We start from the raw sequence: 15,542 nt of genomic DNA, 5'->3' as shown, positions 1-15,542 counted from the left end.
CCTCTTTGTGTGCTAAATGAATTACTTCTGCACAGGCGTGTGTACGAAATCCTTGATAATCTGCGACAAATGCTCCGGAGCTTCAAACATGCTCATATGGCCCACACCCGCTATTGTCACCTTGGTAATATTGGGATTATCCGAGGTGAAGGTCCGTTCTGGAGTCACCTTCGAATCCTCCGCTCCGGCTACCAGCAGCACCGGCAGCGCTGTTGCCGAGATGACATCCCTGCGGTCCGGACGCTCACGCATGGCCATGGCCGCGCCTACCGCGCCTTGCGGCGGGGTCTTATAGCCGATCTCCTTGGCACGTTCCAGCAGCTGTGGAGCTGCTCCGGAAGCAAAGAGTCCGGGTACCAGCTGATCTACAAAAGCAAAGATACCTTCATTCTGGATCATGCTGACGCTCTTCAGCCGGTTCTCCTTGGCTTCCTCACTATCCGGATAACCGGAGGAATGAATCAGTCCGAAGCCCTTCAGCCTGGAGGCATGGCGCTGGGCAAACGACAATGTAATGTAGCCTCCCAGGGAATGTCCAAGCAAATAACACTCAGGAATCTCCAGGGCATTCAGCAGTGAAAGAACATCATCGGCCATCTGTTCGATCGTGTAGGCTCCGAGCGGAGCATCTGAAGATCCGTGTCCGCGCAAATCAGGGGCAATGACCCGGTAATTGGCGATTAGGCCAGGAATAACCTTCTCAAAGTATTCCGAGCTCCCGCAGAATCCATGCAGCAGAACAATGACATCACCTTTACCTTGATCACTGTAACAAATGTTGTTTCCTTCGCATCGAACATTTTCCATGGCTGCTTCCTTCTTTCTATGTAGTATCCGGTTGAAGACCGCGGCTTGTCTTTATTATTAAGCTAGATCAGGTACCTTTGAAACGCTCTCAGCCCAGGAGCCCGAAACCCTGGGCGGCAGCACGGGCAATCTGGTCGGCCATAACGATCACCCGGTGCAGCGGTGTGGTCTGCAGCGTACGGTAAGGCCGGGGACTGTTCACATCGACAATCGCTGCCAGACTGTAGTTTCCGACCGCGGGCAGCAGCAGCCCGACAGACTGTGCCGGACGAAGCGGCTCCGCAGCCGCGAAGTAATACCCGAGCGCAGCGGGCGGCCCCAGACAGGCATCCACAGCGATAATAATCTGCCCTTCCGGAATCTCTGCTATCCGCTGGACCAGATTATTAGCATCGCATGGTGCCGGCAGCGTACCGGTAACATGGGGGAAACCATATTCAAGCAGACGGCTGCCAGTTAGCGGCCCCAGGGCATCACCAGTGGAGCGGTCCGTTCCGATGCACAGAAAGGTCAGCTGCTCTGCCGGATGCAAGACGGCGATCTCCTGGAAGAAAGAAGCCAGCCCGTCAGCATCCATTTTGCGGCGTTTCCTGCTCTCTTCTTCTCTGATTGCCAAAGACTTCTCTCCCCCTCACTCCATTGCCTGCGAATTATTCCCTCTAATTTAACATGTTTTCTGTGATCCAGACAAAAAAATGGTCTTTCACTGTCCAAACATGATAAAATACTTGAACTATCACTTAGGGAGGACTGTTATACCCCATGGATTTATCGAAACCAAGCCAGGAAAATGTTGAGTATATGATCGAGGGTATCAAAAACAAGCTGAAAATGGCCAGCGCCGCGGCTATGCAGGCCTCGGCTTTTTCGGTGGAGCATTATGAGGATATTCAGGATATTTATGAGGTTGCCATGGGCAGCGACAGGCTCAGCATCTCACAGGTGGAGGCGCTTGTCACTGAGCTTGGACGCTTGCGCAAGAAATAAACCGGTCAATTGGCATGATAAAAGCCCTTCTCTCCGACCCGTCCGTAGGAATGGACAGGGAAGCTGAAGGGCTTTTGTGCGTTGATGCTCGATTATAGGCAGGTCTGCAACTGGCATTTACGGCAGATCAATCAGGATGAACTCTGCATCTCCGCCATTGCTTGTCCCTTTAATGGTCAGATCACAGCTCTTGCGGATACGCGCCGCATCTCCCTGCTGAAGCTGAAACACGCCGTCTGAGCAGCTAATCTCCAGATTTCCGGAAATCAGATAAATATGAGTGCGCCGCTCCTCTTGCTGCGGGTAATGCAGCTCCCGGTTCGTCTGCAGAAGGGACAAATAGACCGTAACATCCTCGCCCAGCTTAAGCGCTCCCATGTCCGCTGATCCGGAAGCCACCGGAAGCAGATTGTTCAGCTTAAGCTCTTCAGGAAAGAATCTCGCGTCCCACCTCGGCGTCATTCCCGGACGGTCCGGCAGCAGCCAGATTTGCAAGAAACGCACATTCGAGCTTAGCGACGGGTTCGTCTCCGAATGATTGATGCCTGTACCCGCGCTCATCATCTGTACACTTCCGGCCTGCAGATCCGCATGATTACCGAGATCATCCTGATGCTTCAGGACTCCGGAAACTACATAAGTAATAATCTCCAGATCATGATGCGGATGCTCGTGCATGCCTTGCCCCGGCTTCAATTCATTGTCGTTATGGGCCAGCAGTGCGCCAAAGTGGGCATTGCTGGGGTCATCATAATCGGCAAAAGAAAAGCTGAATTCACTGTGTATCCATTCTCTATTCGAAGTATGACGCTCAGCTGATGTGACTACTTTAATCATAAACTTTGCACCTCCATAGATGTTGGAACCTTCTCCATATCTTAAACAGGGGATAAATGCTCCTTATATGAGATGTATATAGGCGCTGTGATTTAGTATCTCTTACCCCCTTCCTTTCTTCATCAATCAACCGTTTGTAAAGCCGTGAATGTGGCCGTTTATATATAGAAAAGACCCTTTATGGCCTGGATGCTTCCCTATACTCCGGCAATCTTTCCCATGCTCACCAACTGTTTCAGGATATACCCCTACGTTTATATACGAAGTAAGATACTTCAGGCTATCCTGAATTTGAATGACGGCAGGCAGCATAGCAGCCTGAGTTCAAATCATAATAATCTAATGAGGAGTGATTGGTGATGAACAAGGCAGAAACGGAATATCCAGTAGAAAGCGGCGGCACATTTTTCAAGGGAATTTTCATAGGCGGTCTGCTTGGGGCTGCGGCGGCACTGTTGTTCGCACCGAAACCCGGTCGTGAAATGCGCAGTGATTTGTCAGACAAGCTCTCGATTGCCACGGACAAAACCAAAGAGGTTGCAGGAGCCGTAACAGACAAGACCAAAACGCTGGCAACTACAGTCAGCGAAAAAGCAACCGATCTGGCAGGTACAGTATCTGCTAAAGCCTCCGACATCTTCACAACGGTCAGCGACAGCAAACAACAAATTGCTGCTACATTGTCGGAAACAGGCAAGAAGATTGGTGAAACCGTAAGCGAAGCCTCTAAGGATGTGGCTGGTGACGTTAAAGACGCTTCCAAGGATGTCACGGATGAAGCCAAAGACTCCTCTAAAGAGGTAGCCGACAAGGCTAAAGATGCTTCCAAAGACATAACTGATGAAGCTAAGGATGCTAAAGAGGAAGTTAAATCCTCTTACAAGTCCAATTATTAAAAAACGGCGATATACGGCCTATTCAGGCAGTACAAGAGAGCAGCCAGCTCGCCGTAGCTGGCTGCTCTCTATTTATGCATGCCTTTTTTAGGCTTATAAGCCCCAACTAGCCGAAATGGATTATACCCTCATATTCTCAATAAAGCCTGTTCCAGGCTATAGAAAGCAGGTACGCCTTATGGGAGAAGCGGACAGCAGAACTAAAGCTTATGAAGTTGATGAGCATCCCTTCGAGCTGCGGCATGAGGTCAAACGCTTGAATGCACGGCTCGACAAAATCGCAGATTCACTCGAAAAATCAGAATTCAAGGATATCCTGGAGAATTATACGGACCCCAAGAAGCGGATCATTACCAATCTGATGGCCGGCGTATCCAGAGGCCTGGGGCTTTCCCTTGGTACGTTCGTGATCCTCGGTTTACTGGGCTATATTCTTAGTTTGTTCCTTGATGTGCCGGTTATCGGGGAATATCTTGGAGAAATCAAAAAGTATATTGATGCCAACAGCTAAGTGAATTCCCCGCTCACCCCTCCTGCAGCCTACTCCCGCCAGAATAGACTGCAGGAGGGGTGTTGCTCGTGTGGAACCACGGGGAATTATTCCTGCCTATAGCAAAACAAGCCCTATCCCGGCGGGGAAGGGCTTGTCCTGCTATTCAATATAACGGCATACTTCTTAAGCTTAATAAGAAGAGTTAGCCATAATCTGCTTCAGCTTCTCGGTAGCACGCTTCTGTATGCGGGAAACACTCATCTGCGATACCCCAAGCTTCTGGGCGATGGCACGCTGTGACTGGCCATCCTGGAAGGCCAGCAGCAGCACCTGCTGCTCCTGCTCCTTCAGCTGTCCCAGAGCCTGCTGGAGATCCATGCGTTTCTCCACAGTCTCATAGTCATTGGCGTCAGAGCTGATCAATTCGCCGAGTGTAGCACCCGTCTCTTCCTGTGAGAGCGGTGAATCCAGGGAGACATAATGATAACATTCCCTGCCGGCCAGTACTTCCACAGTTTCTTCCACGGTAAGATCCAGATAATGGGCAATTTCTTCCACCGCAGGGGAACGTTCCAATCGAATGGTAAGTTCATCAATGGCCTGCTGTACAAGTGCGCCTTTTTCTTTGATCCGTCTTGGAACCTGTATGTACCAGGATTTATCACGCAGGAAATTCTTCATATGTCCGATCATGCTTTTCATAGCATAGGGCTCAAAAGGTATCCCCAGGCTAATATCATACTGCTGCAACAGCCGAATCAGCGCCATTTGTCCCACTTGATACAGATCTTCATAAAGATCCGGACGGTTACGGGCAATTTTGCCGGCTGCCATCTTCACCATGGGCTCGTATTTACGGATGAGCACTGTAGCTATTTCATTGTCTTTCGTCTGCTGGTATTCCCAGATCAGGCTTACTGCTTCATTCATGGACTCTGGGGGAGTCACTTTGTCGTTCATACTTTCTCCTCGCTGTAATTAAGCCGCTTAGTCAGGGTAACGACTGTCCCTTTCCCTGCTTCGCTAACGACGCTAACGTCATCCATAAGCGCCTGCATTAAATAAAATCCCAGTCCGCCCACCTGAACATCATTCAGCTCCTTGTCATGCAGCGTCATACGTTCATCGGACGAATCCAAACCGTCAAAGCTCTCCCCCTCATCTTTGACAGTAATGGACAAAGCACTTGATCCTACTTCAAAGATTACATCAACCAAACCGTCTTCCTGCCCGTAAGCATAAAGCACGGAGTTGTTACAGGCTTCCGAGACTGCTACCTTCATATCTTCAATATCTTCATAAGTAAAACCCATCTTAGAGGCAATGCCATATAAATTAAGTCTGACGATATCGACATATTCTGCACTGGCGGGTAACTGAAGCACTACTCTTTGCACGTCATCACTCATCCTTAGTTCGATCCTTTCCTAGTGGGAATTCTCTTGGGGGGCAAAAAACTTGGAAATGCCGGTCATATCAAACAATTTCTGTATTTGTGGAGGAACTTCCTCAACGGCAAATTTAACTTCCATTCCGTGTCTTGCTTTGAGAATCGACAACAAAATCCCGATTCCTGTGCTGTCAATGTATCTCAAATCCTTAAGATTAATCACGAGATCGAGTCCCGTATCTCCCACCAGCGGTTCCATGACCAGACGGAAATCAGGAGCCACAGACAGATCAAGCTCTCCAGTCAGATAAACGGTACATACTGTGCCTTCTGTTTCGGTTTTTGCGTGGAATTTTTCGCTTTTATGTGTATTCATAGACAACTCTCCTGATAAATGTTTTCTTTACCAATAACCCTAATGGTACACTGTTGAAACAACAATTGGGACTTAACGGCTGTGGTAATTACTGGATCATGCATTAAAAAGTGAGGCATTCCGCTGCGCAGCGGGGTTATCCTCGACTGAATATCTGGAAAAAACCTGTTTGATGCTGCTTAGCTTGAGCGGTTTGCTGATATAGCCGTCCATACCGGCAGCGATACAGCGATTCTGAATGCCCTCCATGACATTCGCAGTCATGGCGATGATAATAGTCTTGTCCGGAGAACCACTGCTGTTCTCACGGATCCGGGAGGTTGCTTCAAGCCCGTCCATCACCGGCATCTGCAGATCCATGAATATAAAATCGTAAGCAGAGTTCCGGGCCATCTCTACAGCCTGGTTCCCATCCTCGGCAACCTCGGCATTATAGCCCAGCTTGTCCAGCATGCTCACCATCAGGCGCTGGTTGATCGGATGGTCATCCACTACAAGCACCTTGCTGCGCCAATGCCGGTCAACCACTTTTCCCGCACTCTGCTCCTCCTGGCAGCTGCCTGCCAGTTCATCCTCCGGGACAGCTGCCTGTATCGTGAATACGAATGTAGCTCCCTTCTCTTCCATCGACTCCACACGGATATCTCCGCCCATCATCCCAACAAGTGACTTGCAGATGGCGAGCCCCAGGCCCGTCCCTCCGTATTTGCGGGTCATGGATGAATCAAGCTGAGAGAAGGGCTGGAACAGCCGGTCACATTTCTCCGGTGAAATTCCAATGCCTGTATCTTTCACTGTAAATTCCACTACCAGTTTATTATCAGCTGTAGGCACGCTGGACGCAACCAAATATACGCCGCCCTGGTTGGTAAATTTGACCGCATTGGCCACCAGATTAATTAATACCTGCCGCAAACGGGCCATATCCCCGTAAATGAGCTTGGGCAGCTTCTGGTCGATGAAATAAGCCAGCTCCAGATTCTTTTTGCCAGCCTCCGCAGAAAATAAGCTAAACACCTCCTGGATGGTGGTTTGTAGCTCAAACAACTGCTCTTCCATTTCCATTTTGCCTGATTCCATCTTGGTGAAATCAAGGATATCGTTAATGACCGTAATCAAGGTATCCGCACTTTTGCGGATGATCTCCGTATATTCCTTCTGTTCAGGAGCAAGCTCCGTCTCCATCAGAAGATCGATCATGCCCACTACCCCGTTCATCGGCGTACGGATCTCATGGCTCATCATCGCGAGGAATTCGGTCTTGGCATTAGCGGCAATCTCCGCCTCTTCCTTGGCTTTGACCAGTTCCCCGTTAATCCGCTCGAGTTCCTGCGTCTTCTGCTGCAGCAGCATAGACTGAAGCTGCTGCTTCTTGCTGGTCAGATACATGTTAACAAAGCCTTCGATCTTGGACTTCAGAATCTGCGGAATAAAGGGTTTGACCATATAATCAATGGCACCGGCAGAATAACCCGCGAACAGATGCTCCGCCTCCTTGCTGTTGGCAGAGATAAATATGATCGGAATATCCTTGGTTTTCTCTCTGGCTTTGATTAATTTGGCGGTTTCGATTCCGTCCATACCCGGCATCTGCACGTCCAGTACGATAACTGCAAATTCATATCTTAATAAGCACCGCAGTGCTTCTTCACCAGAATTGGCTTTGACAAGCTTGTAATGCTGACTCTCAAGCACTGCTTCCAGTGCCAGCAGATTCTCGGGACGGTCGTCAACCAGCAGTATATGAATCGGTTCCTGAACCCCCATAGGCCCCTCCTTACCCGCTACTTATTCTTGCGGTATATTTTTTCCACCCTGTCCAAAGCTTCGTAGCTGTCACTGTATTTCGTGAAATGAATGGATTCCTTGGAACCAAGGACCAGCACTCCAAACCGGCTGAGACTTTCGTGGAATAAGCCATGAACATGATCGCGGAGCTCATCGTTGAAATAGATCATTACGTTGCGGCAAAAAATAACATTAAATTCATTAAATGAAGTGTCTGTCGCCAGATTATGCTCCGCAAAAATGATATTCTTGCGCAAGTAAGGCTGCAGAATCACTGAATTATACTTCGCTGTGTAGTATTCCGAGAACGCGCGTGTACCGCCCGCCTCCAGATAATTCTTGGTATATTGCTTCATCTTCCCGATCTCATACACGCCTTCTTTGGCCTGCTGCAGGGAACGGGCGTTCATATCCGTTGCATAAATCCGCGCCTTGTCGTAAAGCCCTTCCTCATGCAGCATAATAGCCATGGAATATACCTCTTCGCCTGTGGAACAGCCGGCATGCCAGATCCGGATATACGGATAGGTCCGCAGCAGGGGGACCACCTTCTGCCTGAAGGTCAGGAAGAGTCCCGGATCGCGGAACATTTCCGTTACAGGGATCGAAAGACTGTATACAAACCGTTCAAAGCAGGCACGGTCATGCAGCACTTTCTCCTGCAGGGCGGATATGCTGGGCACATTCTCGGCATGGACATGATGCCAGATGCGCCGTTTCAAGGAAGGCAGCGCATAATTCCTGAAGTCATATCCATATAGACGGTGTACCCCGCTTAGAAGCAGCTCAATTTCAATCTGTTCAAGCTCCTGTTTGCTCCCTGCCTGAATAGCCTGCTCCTCATATCCGCGTTCCATAGCTGTCATTGTTATCAATACTCCCTTGCCTAAGCCTTATTTCCGGACTCGTTCCAAATGGTACTGTAAAGCTATTACCCCGAAATCGCCCTTACGAATACAACCAGACACGCATTAAGGAAAGAAGCTGATCTGTACTGATCGGTTTCTTCATATAATCGGAGGCTCCGGCCTCAATACACTTCGCCCGGTCCTCCTTCATCGCCTTGGCCGTAAGTGCAATAATCGGCAATTTCTGGTACTGCGGCATTTGCCGGATACGGCGCATCGCTTCGTAGCCGTCCATTTCCGGCATCATCATATCCATCAGCACCAGATCATAATCCGTCTGCTCCACCAGCATATCTATGGCCTCCCGCCCATTCTCGGCGAATTTCACTTCCATGTGATACCCTTCAAGAACACTGGAGAGGGCAAAGACGTTTCGGATATCATCATCAACGAGCAATATTTTTTTGCCGTCGAACAATTCTTCTTTATTGTGCAGCTTTTGCAGAATTTTACGCTTATCTTCCGGAAGATTTGCCTCTACCCGGTGCAGGAACAGCGTAGTTTCATCCAGCAGCCGTTCCGGCGAGCGGACATCCTTGATAATGATCGATTCCGCATATTTACGCAGCTGTGTCTCTTCTTTGCTGTCCAGATCTTTACCGGTGTAAATAATGATCGGCAGATCGTTCAGCTCTTCATCGTCCCGGATCTGATCCAGCAGCTCGAACCCGGTCATATCCTCCAGCATAAGATCGAGGACCATACAGTCATACCTCTGCTTGCGCAGCTCGCCCAGGGCTTCATGGCCGGTGGAAACCGCAGTAATGGCTACATCATCATGCCCGATAAGCTCCATGATGGACCGGCGCTGGATATCATCATCTTCTACAATGAGCAGATGCTTAAGCGTGCTGGCGGTGTAGTTCTCAATCTGCGAGAATGCCCGTTCCAGCGCCTCACGTGAAGACGGCTTTCTTAAGTAGGCCATAGCGCCCATCATTAAGCCCTGCTTAATCTCATCGTTCACAGAGATCACATGCACGGGGATATGCCGGGTCTGGGAAGCACCCTTGAGTTCCCTGAGTATGGACCAGCCGTCCATGACGGGCAGCTGGATATCGAGAATAATCGCGTCAGGCAAATACGTCTTGGCCATCTGAAGGCCGGTATCTCCCTGAAGAGCCACCAGTCCCTTGAAGCCGCGGCCGCGGGCCATGCCGAGCAGTATCTTGGCAAAGCTCTCGTCATCTTCGATAATGAGCAGAACCTTGTCGCCGGCGGTCAGCGATTCGCGGTCGTCCTCAACAATAACCGGCACGAGGGGCGTAGGGGCCACATCGCCGGTTTCATCCCATGAACGTTCATCCCGGTACTCTTCAAGCGTCACCGCATCCCGTGCGGCGGCTGCTTCTACCACTCCCGGCAGCAGGCTGTAATTCCCTTTGACCGGCAGGTACAAGGTGAAGATGCTTCCTTGTCCTTCGCGCGATTCCAATCCAATTGCCCCGCCCATCAGACGGGCCAGCTCGCGGCTGATCGACAGCCCGAGACCTGTGCCCCCATACTTGCGGCTGGTTGTCCCGTCGACCTGCTGGAAGGCCTCAAAGACAATATCCATCTTGTCGGACGGGATGCCGATTCCGCTGTCCTTGACGGACAGTGCAATGTATTCAAATTCATGCGGCAGATAGGAAGGCAGCTGCTTGGTATCCGCCCGGCTGACGGAGAACTCCACATGTCCTTCGCTGGTAAATTTGAAGGCATTGGACAAGAGATTGCGCAGCACCTGCTTCAGTCTGTGGCTGTCCGTGAACACATGATCCGGCAGCGGCTCTTCGAAGGATAAGCGCAGCGACAGCCCCTTTTTACTGGCCAGCGGTGCAAAGTTCTGCTTCACGAAGGTCTTTAGCTCCGTAAGCGGAATCTCTTCGTAATTGAGCTCCATTTTGCCGGCATCCACCTTGGACAGATCGAGGATCTCATCTATCATCTTGAGCAGGTCCGCACCTGACATATAGATGGTATGGGCGAATTCCACCTGCTTGTCGCTCAAATTCCCTTCTTTATTCTCCGTAAGAAGCTGGGACAGGATTAACAGGCTGTTCAGCGGCGTCCGCAGCTCATGAGACATATTCGCCAGGAACTCGGATTTGTATTTGCTGGTCACAGCAAGCTGCATCGCCTGCTTCTCAAGCTGGACGCGGGCATGCTCAATCTCATCCTTCTTCTCTTCGACCTCCTGCACCTGCTCCTGCAGCGCATGGGTCTTGGCGACCAGCTCCGTATTATAATGCTCCAGCTCTCCCTGCTGCCGCTGCAGCAGCTCCTCGGAACGCTTCAGCGCATCCGTCTGTTCCTCCAGATTCTCGTTGGAACGGCGGAGTTCTTCCTGCTGGGTCTGCAGTTCCTCTGACTGGCATTGCAGCTCTTCGGTAAGCGCCTGCGATTCCCGCAGCAGCTCTTCAACGACAAGCCTGCGGCCGATATTATTCAGAATGATACCCAGATTATTCGAAAGCTGATGAAGCAGCTCATTCTGCAGCACCGAGAAAGGAGTGAAGGAAGCGAATTCCACTACCCCCATAAGCTCATCTTCAAATAAAAGCGGATGGATGGAAATGTAACTCGGATGCGATTCCCCGAATCCGGAGGAAATGGAAATATAATTATCCGGAGCCTCTGTCAGCTTAATCGGCAGCTTGTCCAAGGCACTCTGCCCGACCAGCCCCTGACCGATTTCGAAGCTCTCCTTCGGTTTGAGGCCTTCCTCACCGGCATAGAAAGCGCTGCTGACCAGCAGGTTGGGATTGTTCTGATCCTTCAAATATACAGCACCGTACTGGGCTCCCAGCACAGGCGTGAACTCACTGATAAAAGTCTGCGACACCTGATCCAGTGAACTGACGCCGCGCAGTAGCTCCGTTACCCGGGCTATGTTCGCATTCAGCCAAGCCTGATCACTCTGCGCCTGGGCATAGGATCGTTCAAGCTGCTGTTTCTGCTCAATATCCTCAGCCATCTGCTGGAACACACGGGCTACATCACCAATCTCATCTTTGGATTTGACCTTGATCCGCCGGATCGCCCGTATCTTGCCGTTGCCAAAGCTGGTAATCATCATGGATACGACACTCAGACCGCGCGTAATACTCGGAATAACCCACAGGATCACCCCGAGCCCCAGCAGCAGTCCCACAATCATAATCAGGGTTACCATCTGAATCGAACGCTCGGAAGCCTCCTTGGCTTTGGCGGTCTCATCAGTCATCCGGAAGGCATTATAATCGGAAAGTGCATTCAGACTGTTCAGTACCTCATTCTGGATATCTTGTCCTTCTGTATTACGGTAAGTATTGGCATTCTGGAAGTACCCGGCAGTCAGCATCTCCAGCACTTTATTCTGATAATTCTTATACGCAGAATAAGAAGCCTCAATCCGCGATAACAGCTGTAATTCTTCTGTGGTCTTCATGGAGTCCTGTATATTCTTCAGATGATCCTCAGCTTTGAGCACCTTGCTGTTAATTTCCGCCTTCTGGGCATCCACAGAGAGTGTATCCGCGTTAAGCATCGAGGTGGTTAAGATCCGTGCCATATCATTCACTTCACCGCGAAGCCCTGAAGAGGAGCGGCCTTTACTGTATCTCTCCTGGAAGCTGTCAAGCTGTCCGCTCATATAATGAAGCCGGTCATACCCGATCATGGTAAGAGCCAGCATAATGGCCAGCATGGCACTGAAGCCGATTAGCAGTTTAGCCTTTATCTTCATTCCCTATCTGTTCCTTTCTTCAGCGAAATCCATACCAGACACTTATCGTCATCGCGCTCCTGATTCACAGGCTCATTCAGGAAAGCAGTGCGCATAACCTCTTCCTGCCAGTCATGACCGGCATTCAAATGCCCGATCATGAATTCGAGCTGCTCCGCCTGCTCTCCCTGGACCATTTCCAGTAAGCCGTCTGTAAACAGCACCAGATGGCCTTCTTCCTCATAGCTGAGGCTCTGCGGCTGGATATCAATCCGGTCAAACAGCCCGACCGGGTGGCAGTTGCTCTCCAGCAGAACCGGAGTCTTGGCCTCTCCTTCGAATAACAGCGCCGGCGGATGTCCGGCATTCACATAATCAATCCGCTTCATCCGTGTATCAATGACAAGATAGATTGCCGTGAAGTAATACTGGACCAGCTGCTTCTCGATGTAGAGCTGGTTGAAGCGCCTGTTGAGTTCTTGGATAACCTTCTCCGGCTCAACATAGGTAGTCACGGTATCCTTCAATACCGAGGCCAGGAACATACAGAACAGCGATGAAGAGATCCCGTGTCCCATCATATCCAGCAGAATGACAGCATAACGCCCGTCACCCAGCGGATACCAGGCGTATAAGTCACCGGCCAGCTCAAAGGACGGCTGATAAATGGCATGCACCTCAAACGTTTCCTCGGTAAGCGGCAAGCTGAGTACTGCATTCTGCACTAAGGCAGCCAGCTTCAGCTCATCCTGGATGCGCTGATCCCGCTCCTTATGCCAATCCTTCTCGCGTTTCAGCCGCAGTGCCAGACGGATGCGGGCCATCAGCTCCACCTTGTTAATCGGTTTCGTAACATAATCCACGGCACCTGCATCCAGTGCTTCTGCGAGCTTCTTGGAATCTCCCACAGCGGTGACCATAATAATGGGAATGTCCTTCAGATGCTCATATTGCTGAACCACACGGCATGCCTCAATCCCGTCCATCTCCGGCATCATCATATCCAGCAGTATCAAATCCACATCCGACTGCTTAGGTTGCTTCTCATCTACGCCAGAACCCACACCGAGCAGCTTCAACATATCTTTAGCGGACGAAGCCGTTATAAAATTCCGGTAATCTTCTTTTTTCAGGATTTCACGGATAATGATTACATTGGTCGGATTGTCATCTACGATTAAAATTCTCAAGCTCCCTCACCTCACACGAATAGTATTAGGACCGTAAAACCTGTAATTCTATCACTCTATCATACGATATTTGAACGGCCTGTTTCCATATATCAAGATATTGGAAGAGAACCAGGCCCTCGTCTTCAACAAAGTAACCTCCAGCCCCACTGCTTGTAGTGGGGCTGGAGGTTACGCTATTGGACTATAGAGGTCACATAAGGCTGACCGGCAATTATTTCGGATTTCTTTTGGCGATAACGAGAACTTTGCCCAAATCGAGCTCCTTCTCATAAAATGCCGCTTCCGCGCTACTAAAGCCGAGCGAAGTAATCTTGAACCGGAGAGCATCGCCGCGTGAACGGAAAAGGTTAGCAATCGCACCAAATAATCCTTCTTCGCTGAGCCCGACTTCGTTCACGTCTGCAGCATCCACGATACGGCCTTCACGGTCTTCATCGTGACTGATCACGTAGAGGTCATCTCTTGTATAGCCGCTGCTACGCAGACGATTCACTTCTTCTATCGCCTGAACACCATTCTCCAGCAACTTGGCATATGCCTGTGTACCGATTGAATCCATGAAATCACTCTCCTTGTATTGTTTAAGAGGGCAACGCAGTTAAAAGATGACTGAGCATTCATTAACCTAAATTGCCGCCCTTGAAACAGCCTCAGAAGGAATTTCCGTCAAATAAATCAATACCCTCCCATTGTCCGGTGTTCATATTGCGGTAGACTTTGAGCGCTGCACTTCCTCTTATATATACATCGCCGTCCTCGGCTTCAAAATCCGGGGCACCCAATATCTCCTGCAGGCTCGAAGTTACCGGATTCAGTTCCTGACCGTTAAGATTCAGGCCGAACTGTTCTGCCTGGGAAGGTGAAGCATGTACATAGAGGACAACGCCCTCACAAACACCGGCGGAGACGTCAGCATATTGATATTCCAGGCAATCTCCCCAAGGGTCCGGAGTAATCTCAGGCGGGATACCTTTGGTCTGCAGCAGCGCTTCTTCCGGCATATACAGGGTAACCCCCGCCAGAGACTCGAAACTGCTTATGTAGGGAACTGTATTGACACTATGCTCGAATGCGAGCCTTACCGGCGGTTGCACGGTTGCCGAAGAAGCGGCAGGGACAGTCTCAGCTTGCGGCGGAATGGTGATAAAGGGAGAAAGCAGACTAAGCAAAAGAATAACGATTTTCATATAAACTCCCGCCTCTCATAAGCTGTAATTGCCCTTGGCCTGAACCCTGCGCTACTTAACCTGATTAATGGCGGAACTTCTGCCAGATGGCGGCTGCAGCATCCACGCCCTTAAGCGCTGTTGCTATTTTACCCTTGGACTTGCTTTCGTTTACCGCTTCATAGGATTGAATCGTTCTTTCTTCGGACGGAGTAAGCGGAACTTCTGCAATAGATACAGATTTGGCCTTATCCTTCAGTTCGCGTGATTTGCGGAATTTCTCAATGACGGTTACCGATACCTGCTTCACGGTCAGTGTCAGTTCATTCATCACATCACCGAGGTTCTTCACAGAATCGACAATAGGATCGATCTTCTGAATTTTGCCCTGAACATCGGCAGTGATATCGTTGGCATGTCTGACCGTTGTTTTCACTTCATAGGTAAGCTCATCAATGGTCTTTTGCACTTCCTGCAGAGTCTGACTGACCTTGTCGAGGGATTCCTTCGCTGATTTCAAGGTTTTAATTAAGAAGAATACGAGGACTGCGAATGCAACAGCAACTAGTGCTACGCTAAGTTCAATGATCATTTCCATAACCCCTTCCGAATGTCTTATAATGTCGTTTGGCTCTGCCTGTTACTGCATAGTTACCCTTACGGAATTAGGCCGAAACAAATTGTCAAGCGCCTTAAAGACCATCCCCTTCTGTTTGTTTCAAAATGATAGGCACCGTTTAAACAATGACTACATCACCACACAGAAAGGATGACATCTCATGTTAAGATGGTCAGTAATTCTGCTGGTAGTTGCTCTGATTGCCGGTATCTTCGGTTTCTTCAATATTGTGGCAGCCGCTGTAGGCATTGCCAAAGTATTGTTCTACATCTTCCTTGTTCTCTTCGTCGTTTCGCTCTTTATGGGACGCAGAGGAAGGTCAATGTAGTCATTCATTCCGCTAACTGAAACCCAAGCATTGCTGTATAGCCTGAGGCTTCCACGAGAAGCCCCG

16 protein-coding genes and 1 pseudogene are annotated in these 15,542 nt (G+C 49.9%); 4 read left to right on the top strand and 13 right to left on the bottom strand.

Going from position 1 to position 15,542, the window contains the following annotated elements:
* Nucleotides 1-21 precede the first annotated feature (21 nt).
* Together MHI42_RS24910 and yyaC are read right to left on the bottom strand one after the other, a co-directional pair.
* A complete protein-coding gene (locus tag MHI42_RS24910) occupies nucleotides 22-807 on the bottom strand; it encodes an alpha/beta fold hydrolase (RefSeq protein WP_042140005.1) in 786 nt (261 codons plus the stop codon).
* Between the two features lie 88 nt (nucleotides 808-895).
* Nucleotides 896-1,384 carry a spore protease YyaC gene (gene yyaC / locus MHI42_RS24905; RefSeq protein WP_342424798.1) on the bottom strand — a complete coding sequence of 163 codons (489 nt, stop codon included), beginning with the start codon at nucleotides 1,382-1,384 and terminating at the stop codon, nucleotides 896-898.
* A 185-nt stretch (nucleotides 1,385-1,569) separates the two neighbouring features.
* On the opposite strand from yyaC, the gene MHI42_RS24900 reads away from it, so the two are divergent.
* On the top strand, nucleotides 1,570-1,794 hold the full coding sequence (locus tag MHI42_RS24900) for a DUF1128 domain-containing protein (protein ID WP_342420958.1): 225 nt from the start codon (nucleotides 1,570-1,572) through the stop codon (nucleotides 1,792-1,794).
* 117 nt (nucleotides 1,795-1,911) lie between these two features.
* On the opposite strand, the gene MHI42_RS24895 is transcribed toward MHI42_RS24900, so the two are convergent.
* The gene (locus MHI42_RS24895; protein ID WP_171717932.1) at nucleotides 1,912-2,631 is read right to left on the bottom strand and encodes a pirin family protein; all 720 of its coding nucleotides are present in this window, start codon (nucleotides 2,629-2,631) and stop codon (nucleotides 1,912-1,914) included.
* Between the two features lie 359 nt (nucleotides 2,632-2,990).
* On the opposite strand from MHI42_RS24895, the pseudogene MHI42_RS24890 reads away from it, so the two are divergent.
* Both MHI42_RS24890 and MHI42_RS24885 read left to right on the top strand, forming a co-directional pair.
* Nucleotides 2,991-3,320: pseudogene (locus tag MHI42_RS24890) on the top strand (YtxH domain-containing protein); the annotation flags it as partial.
* Between the two features lie 385 nt (nucleotides 3,321-3,705).
* On the top strand, nucleotides 3,706-4,038 hold the full coding sequence (locus tag MHI42_RS24885) for a DUF5665 domain-containing protein (RefSeq protein WP_039309250.1): 333 nt from the start codon (nucleotides 3,706-3,708) through the stop codon (nucleotides 4,036-4,038).
* A gap of 171 nt (nucleotides 4,039-4,209) precedes the next feature.
* On the opposite strand, the gene MHI42_RS24880 is transcribed toward MHI42_RS24885, so the two are convergent.
* The 10 genes from MHI42_RS24880 to MHI42_RS24835 form a co-directional block, all read right to left on the bottom strand.
* On the bottom strand, nucleotides 4,210-4,980 hold the full coding sequence (locus MHI42_RS24880; protein WP_039309251.1) for a sigma-70 family RNA polymerase sigma factor: 771 nt from the start codon (nucleotides 4,978-4,980) through the stop codon (nucleotides 4,210-4,212).
* Nucleotides 4,977-5,429: an anti-sigma B factor RsbW gene (rsbW, locus tag MHI42_RS24875; RefSeq protein ID WP_042140008.1), complete on the bottom strand. Its 453-nt coding sequence runs from the start codon at nucleotides 5,427-5,429 to the stop codon at nucleotides 4,977-4,979. Before rsbW ends, MHI42_RS24880 begins: the two co-directional genes overlap by 4 nt.
* Before the next feature lie 18 nt (nucleotides 5,430-5,447).
* Nucleotides 5,448-5,786: an STAS domain-containing protein gene (locus MHI42_RS24870; RefSeq protein WP_342420957.1), complete on the bottom strand. Its 339-nt coding sequence runs from the start codon at nucleotides 5,784-5,786 to the stop codon at nucleotides 5,448-5,450.
* A 96-nt stretch (nucleotides 5,787-5,882) separates the two neighbouring features.
* Nucleotides 5,883-7,553, bottom strand: coding sequence for a response regulator (locus MHI42_RS24865; RefSeq protein ID WP_342420956.1), 1,671 nt, complete (start codon nucleotides 7,551-7,553; stop codon nucleotides 5,883-5,885).
* Nucleotides 7,554-7,570: 17 nt separating this feature from the next.
* Nucleotides 7,571-8,440: a protein-glutamate O-methyltransferase CheR gene (locus MHI42_RS24860; RefSeq protein WP_039309260.1), complete on the bottom strand. Its 870-nt coding sequence runs from the start codon at nucleotides 8,438-8,440 to the stop codon at nucleotides 7,571-7,573.
* 82 nt (nucleotides 8,441-8,522) lie between these two features.
* Nucleotides 8,523-12,191 (bottom strand): response regulator, encoded by a 3,669-nt coding sequence (locus MHI42_RS24855; protein ID WP_342420955.1) that lies wholly within the window; start codon nucleotides 12,189-12,191, stop codon nucleotides 8,523-8,525.
* Nucleotides 12,188-13,360, bottom strand: a complete 1,173-nt coding sequence (locus tag MHI42_RS24850; RefSeq protein WP_171717928.1) for a fused response regulator/phosphatase — start codon at nucleotides 13,358-13,360, stop codon at nucleotides 12,188-12,190. The genes MHI42_RS24855 and MHI42_RS24850 overlap by 4 nt, the downstream gene beginning before the upstream one ends.
* 214 nt (nucleotides 13,361-13,574) lie before the next feature.
* Nucleotides 13,575-13,922 (bottom strand): general stress protein, encoded by a 348-nt coding sequence (locus MHI42_RS24845; protein ID WP_171717927.1) that lies wholly within the window; start codon nucleotides 13,920-13,922, stop codon nucleotides 13,575-13,577.
* A 91-nt stretch (nucleotides 13,923-14,013) separates the two neighbouring features.
* Entirely contained in the window at nucleotides 14,014-14,550 is a 537-nt protein-coding gene (locus tag MHI42_RS24840) for a hypothetical protein (protein ID WP_342420954.1), read from the bottom strand.
* A gap of 64 nt (nucleotides 14,551-14,614) precedes the next feature.
* Nucleotides 14,615-15,121: a DUF948 domain-containing protein gene (locus MHI42_RS24835; protein ID WP_039309267.1), complete on the bottom strand. Its 507-nt coding sequence runs from the start codon at nucleotides 15,119-15,121 to the stop codon at nucleotides 14,615-14,617.
* A gap of 187 nt (nucleotides 15,122-15,308) precedes the next feature.
* On the opposite strand from MHI42_RS24835, the gene MHI42_RS24830 reads away from it, so the two are divergent.
* Nucleotides 15,309-15,476 (top strand): DUF1328 domain-containing protein, encoded by a 168-nt coding sequence (locus MHI42_RS24830; protein WP_171717925.1) that lies wholly within the window; start codon nucleotides 15,309-15,311, stop codon nucleotides 15,474-15,476.
* Nucleotides 15,477-15,542: the final 66 nt, after the last annotated feature.

Origin of the sequence: Paenibacillus sp. FSL E2-0178 (assembly GCF_038593005.1) — a bacterium.
Taxonomy (GTDB): Bacteria; Bacillota; Bacilli; order Paenibacillales; family Paenibacillaceae; genus Paenibacillus_AQ; species Paenibacillus_AQ phytohabitans.
The sequence above is the reverse complement of the archived record's forward strand: the minus strand, read 5'-3'. Positions and strand labels throughout refer to the sequence as shown.

Bases quoted from the DNA above. Each gene is read 5' to 3' on its own strand.
- MHI42_RS24910 (WP_042140005.1), bottom strand. From the start codon at position 807: ATGGAAAATGTTCGATGCGAAGGAAACAACATTTGTTACAGTGATCAA.
- yyaC (WP_342424798.1), bottom strand. From the start codon at position 1,384: ATGGATGCTGACGGGCTGGCTTCTTTCTTCCAGGAGATCGCCGTCTTG.
- MHI42_RS24900 (WP_342420958.1), top strand. From the start codon at position 1,570: ATGGATTTATCGAAACCAAGCCAGGAAAATGTTGAGTATATGATCGAG.
- MHI42_RS24895 (WP_171717932.1), bottom strand. From the start codon at position 2,631: ATGATTAAAGTAGTCACATCAGCTGAGCGTCATACTTCGAATAGAGAA.
- MHI42_RS24885 (WP_039309250.1), top strand. From the start codon at position 3,706: ATGGGAGAAGCGGACAGCAGAACTAAAGCTTATGAAGTTGATGAGCAT.
- MHI42_RS24880 (WP_039309251.1), bottom strand. From the start codon at position 4,980: ATGAACGACAAAGTGACTCCCCCAGAGTCCATGAATGAAGCAGTAAGC.
- rsbW (WP_042140008.1), bottom strand. From the start codon at position 5,429: ATGAGTGATGACGTGCAAAGAGTAGTGCTTCAGTTACCCGCCAGTGCA.
- MHI42_RS24870 (WP_342420957.1), bottom strand. From the start codon at position 5,786: ATGAATACACATAAAAGCGAAAAATTCCACGCAAAAACCGAAACAGAA.
- MHI42_RS24865 (WP_342420956.1), bottom strand. From the start codon at position 7,553: ATGGGGGTTCAGGAACCGATTCATATACTGCTGGTTGACGACCGTCCC.
- MHI42_RS24860 (WP_039309260.1), bottom strand. From the start codon at position 8,440: ATGACAGCTATGGAACGCGGATATGAGGAGCAGGCTATTCAGGCAGGG.
- MHI42_RS24855 (WP_342420955.1), bottom strand. From the start codon at position 12,191: ATGAAGATAAAGGCTAAACTGCTAATCGGCTTCAGTGCCATGCTGGCC.
- MHI42_RS24845 (WP_171717927.1), bottom strand. From the start codon at position 13,922: ATGGATTCAATCGGTACACAGGCATATGCCAAGTTGCTGGAGAATGGT.
- MHI42_RS24840 (WP_342420954.1), bottom strand. From the start codon at position 14,550: ATGAAAATCGTTATTCTTTTGCTTAGTCTGCTTTCTCCCTTTATCACC.
- MHI42_RS24835 (WP_039309267.1), bottom strand. From the start codon at position 15,121: ATGATCATTGAACTTAGCGTAGCACTAGTTGCTGTTGCATTCGCAGTC.
- MHI42_RS24830 (WP_171717925.1), top strand. From the start codon at position 15,309: ATGTTAAGATGGTCAGTAATTCTGCTGGTAGTTGCTCTGATTGCCGGT.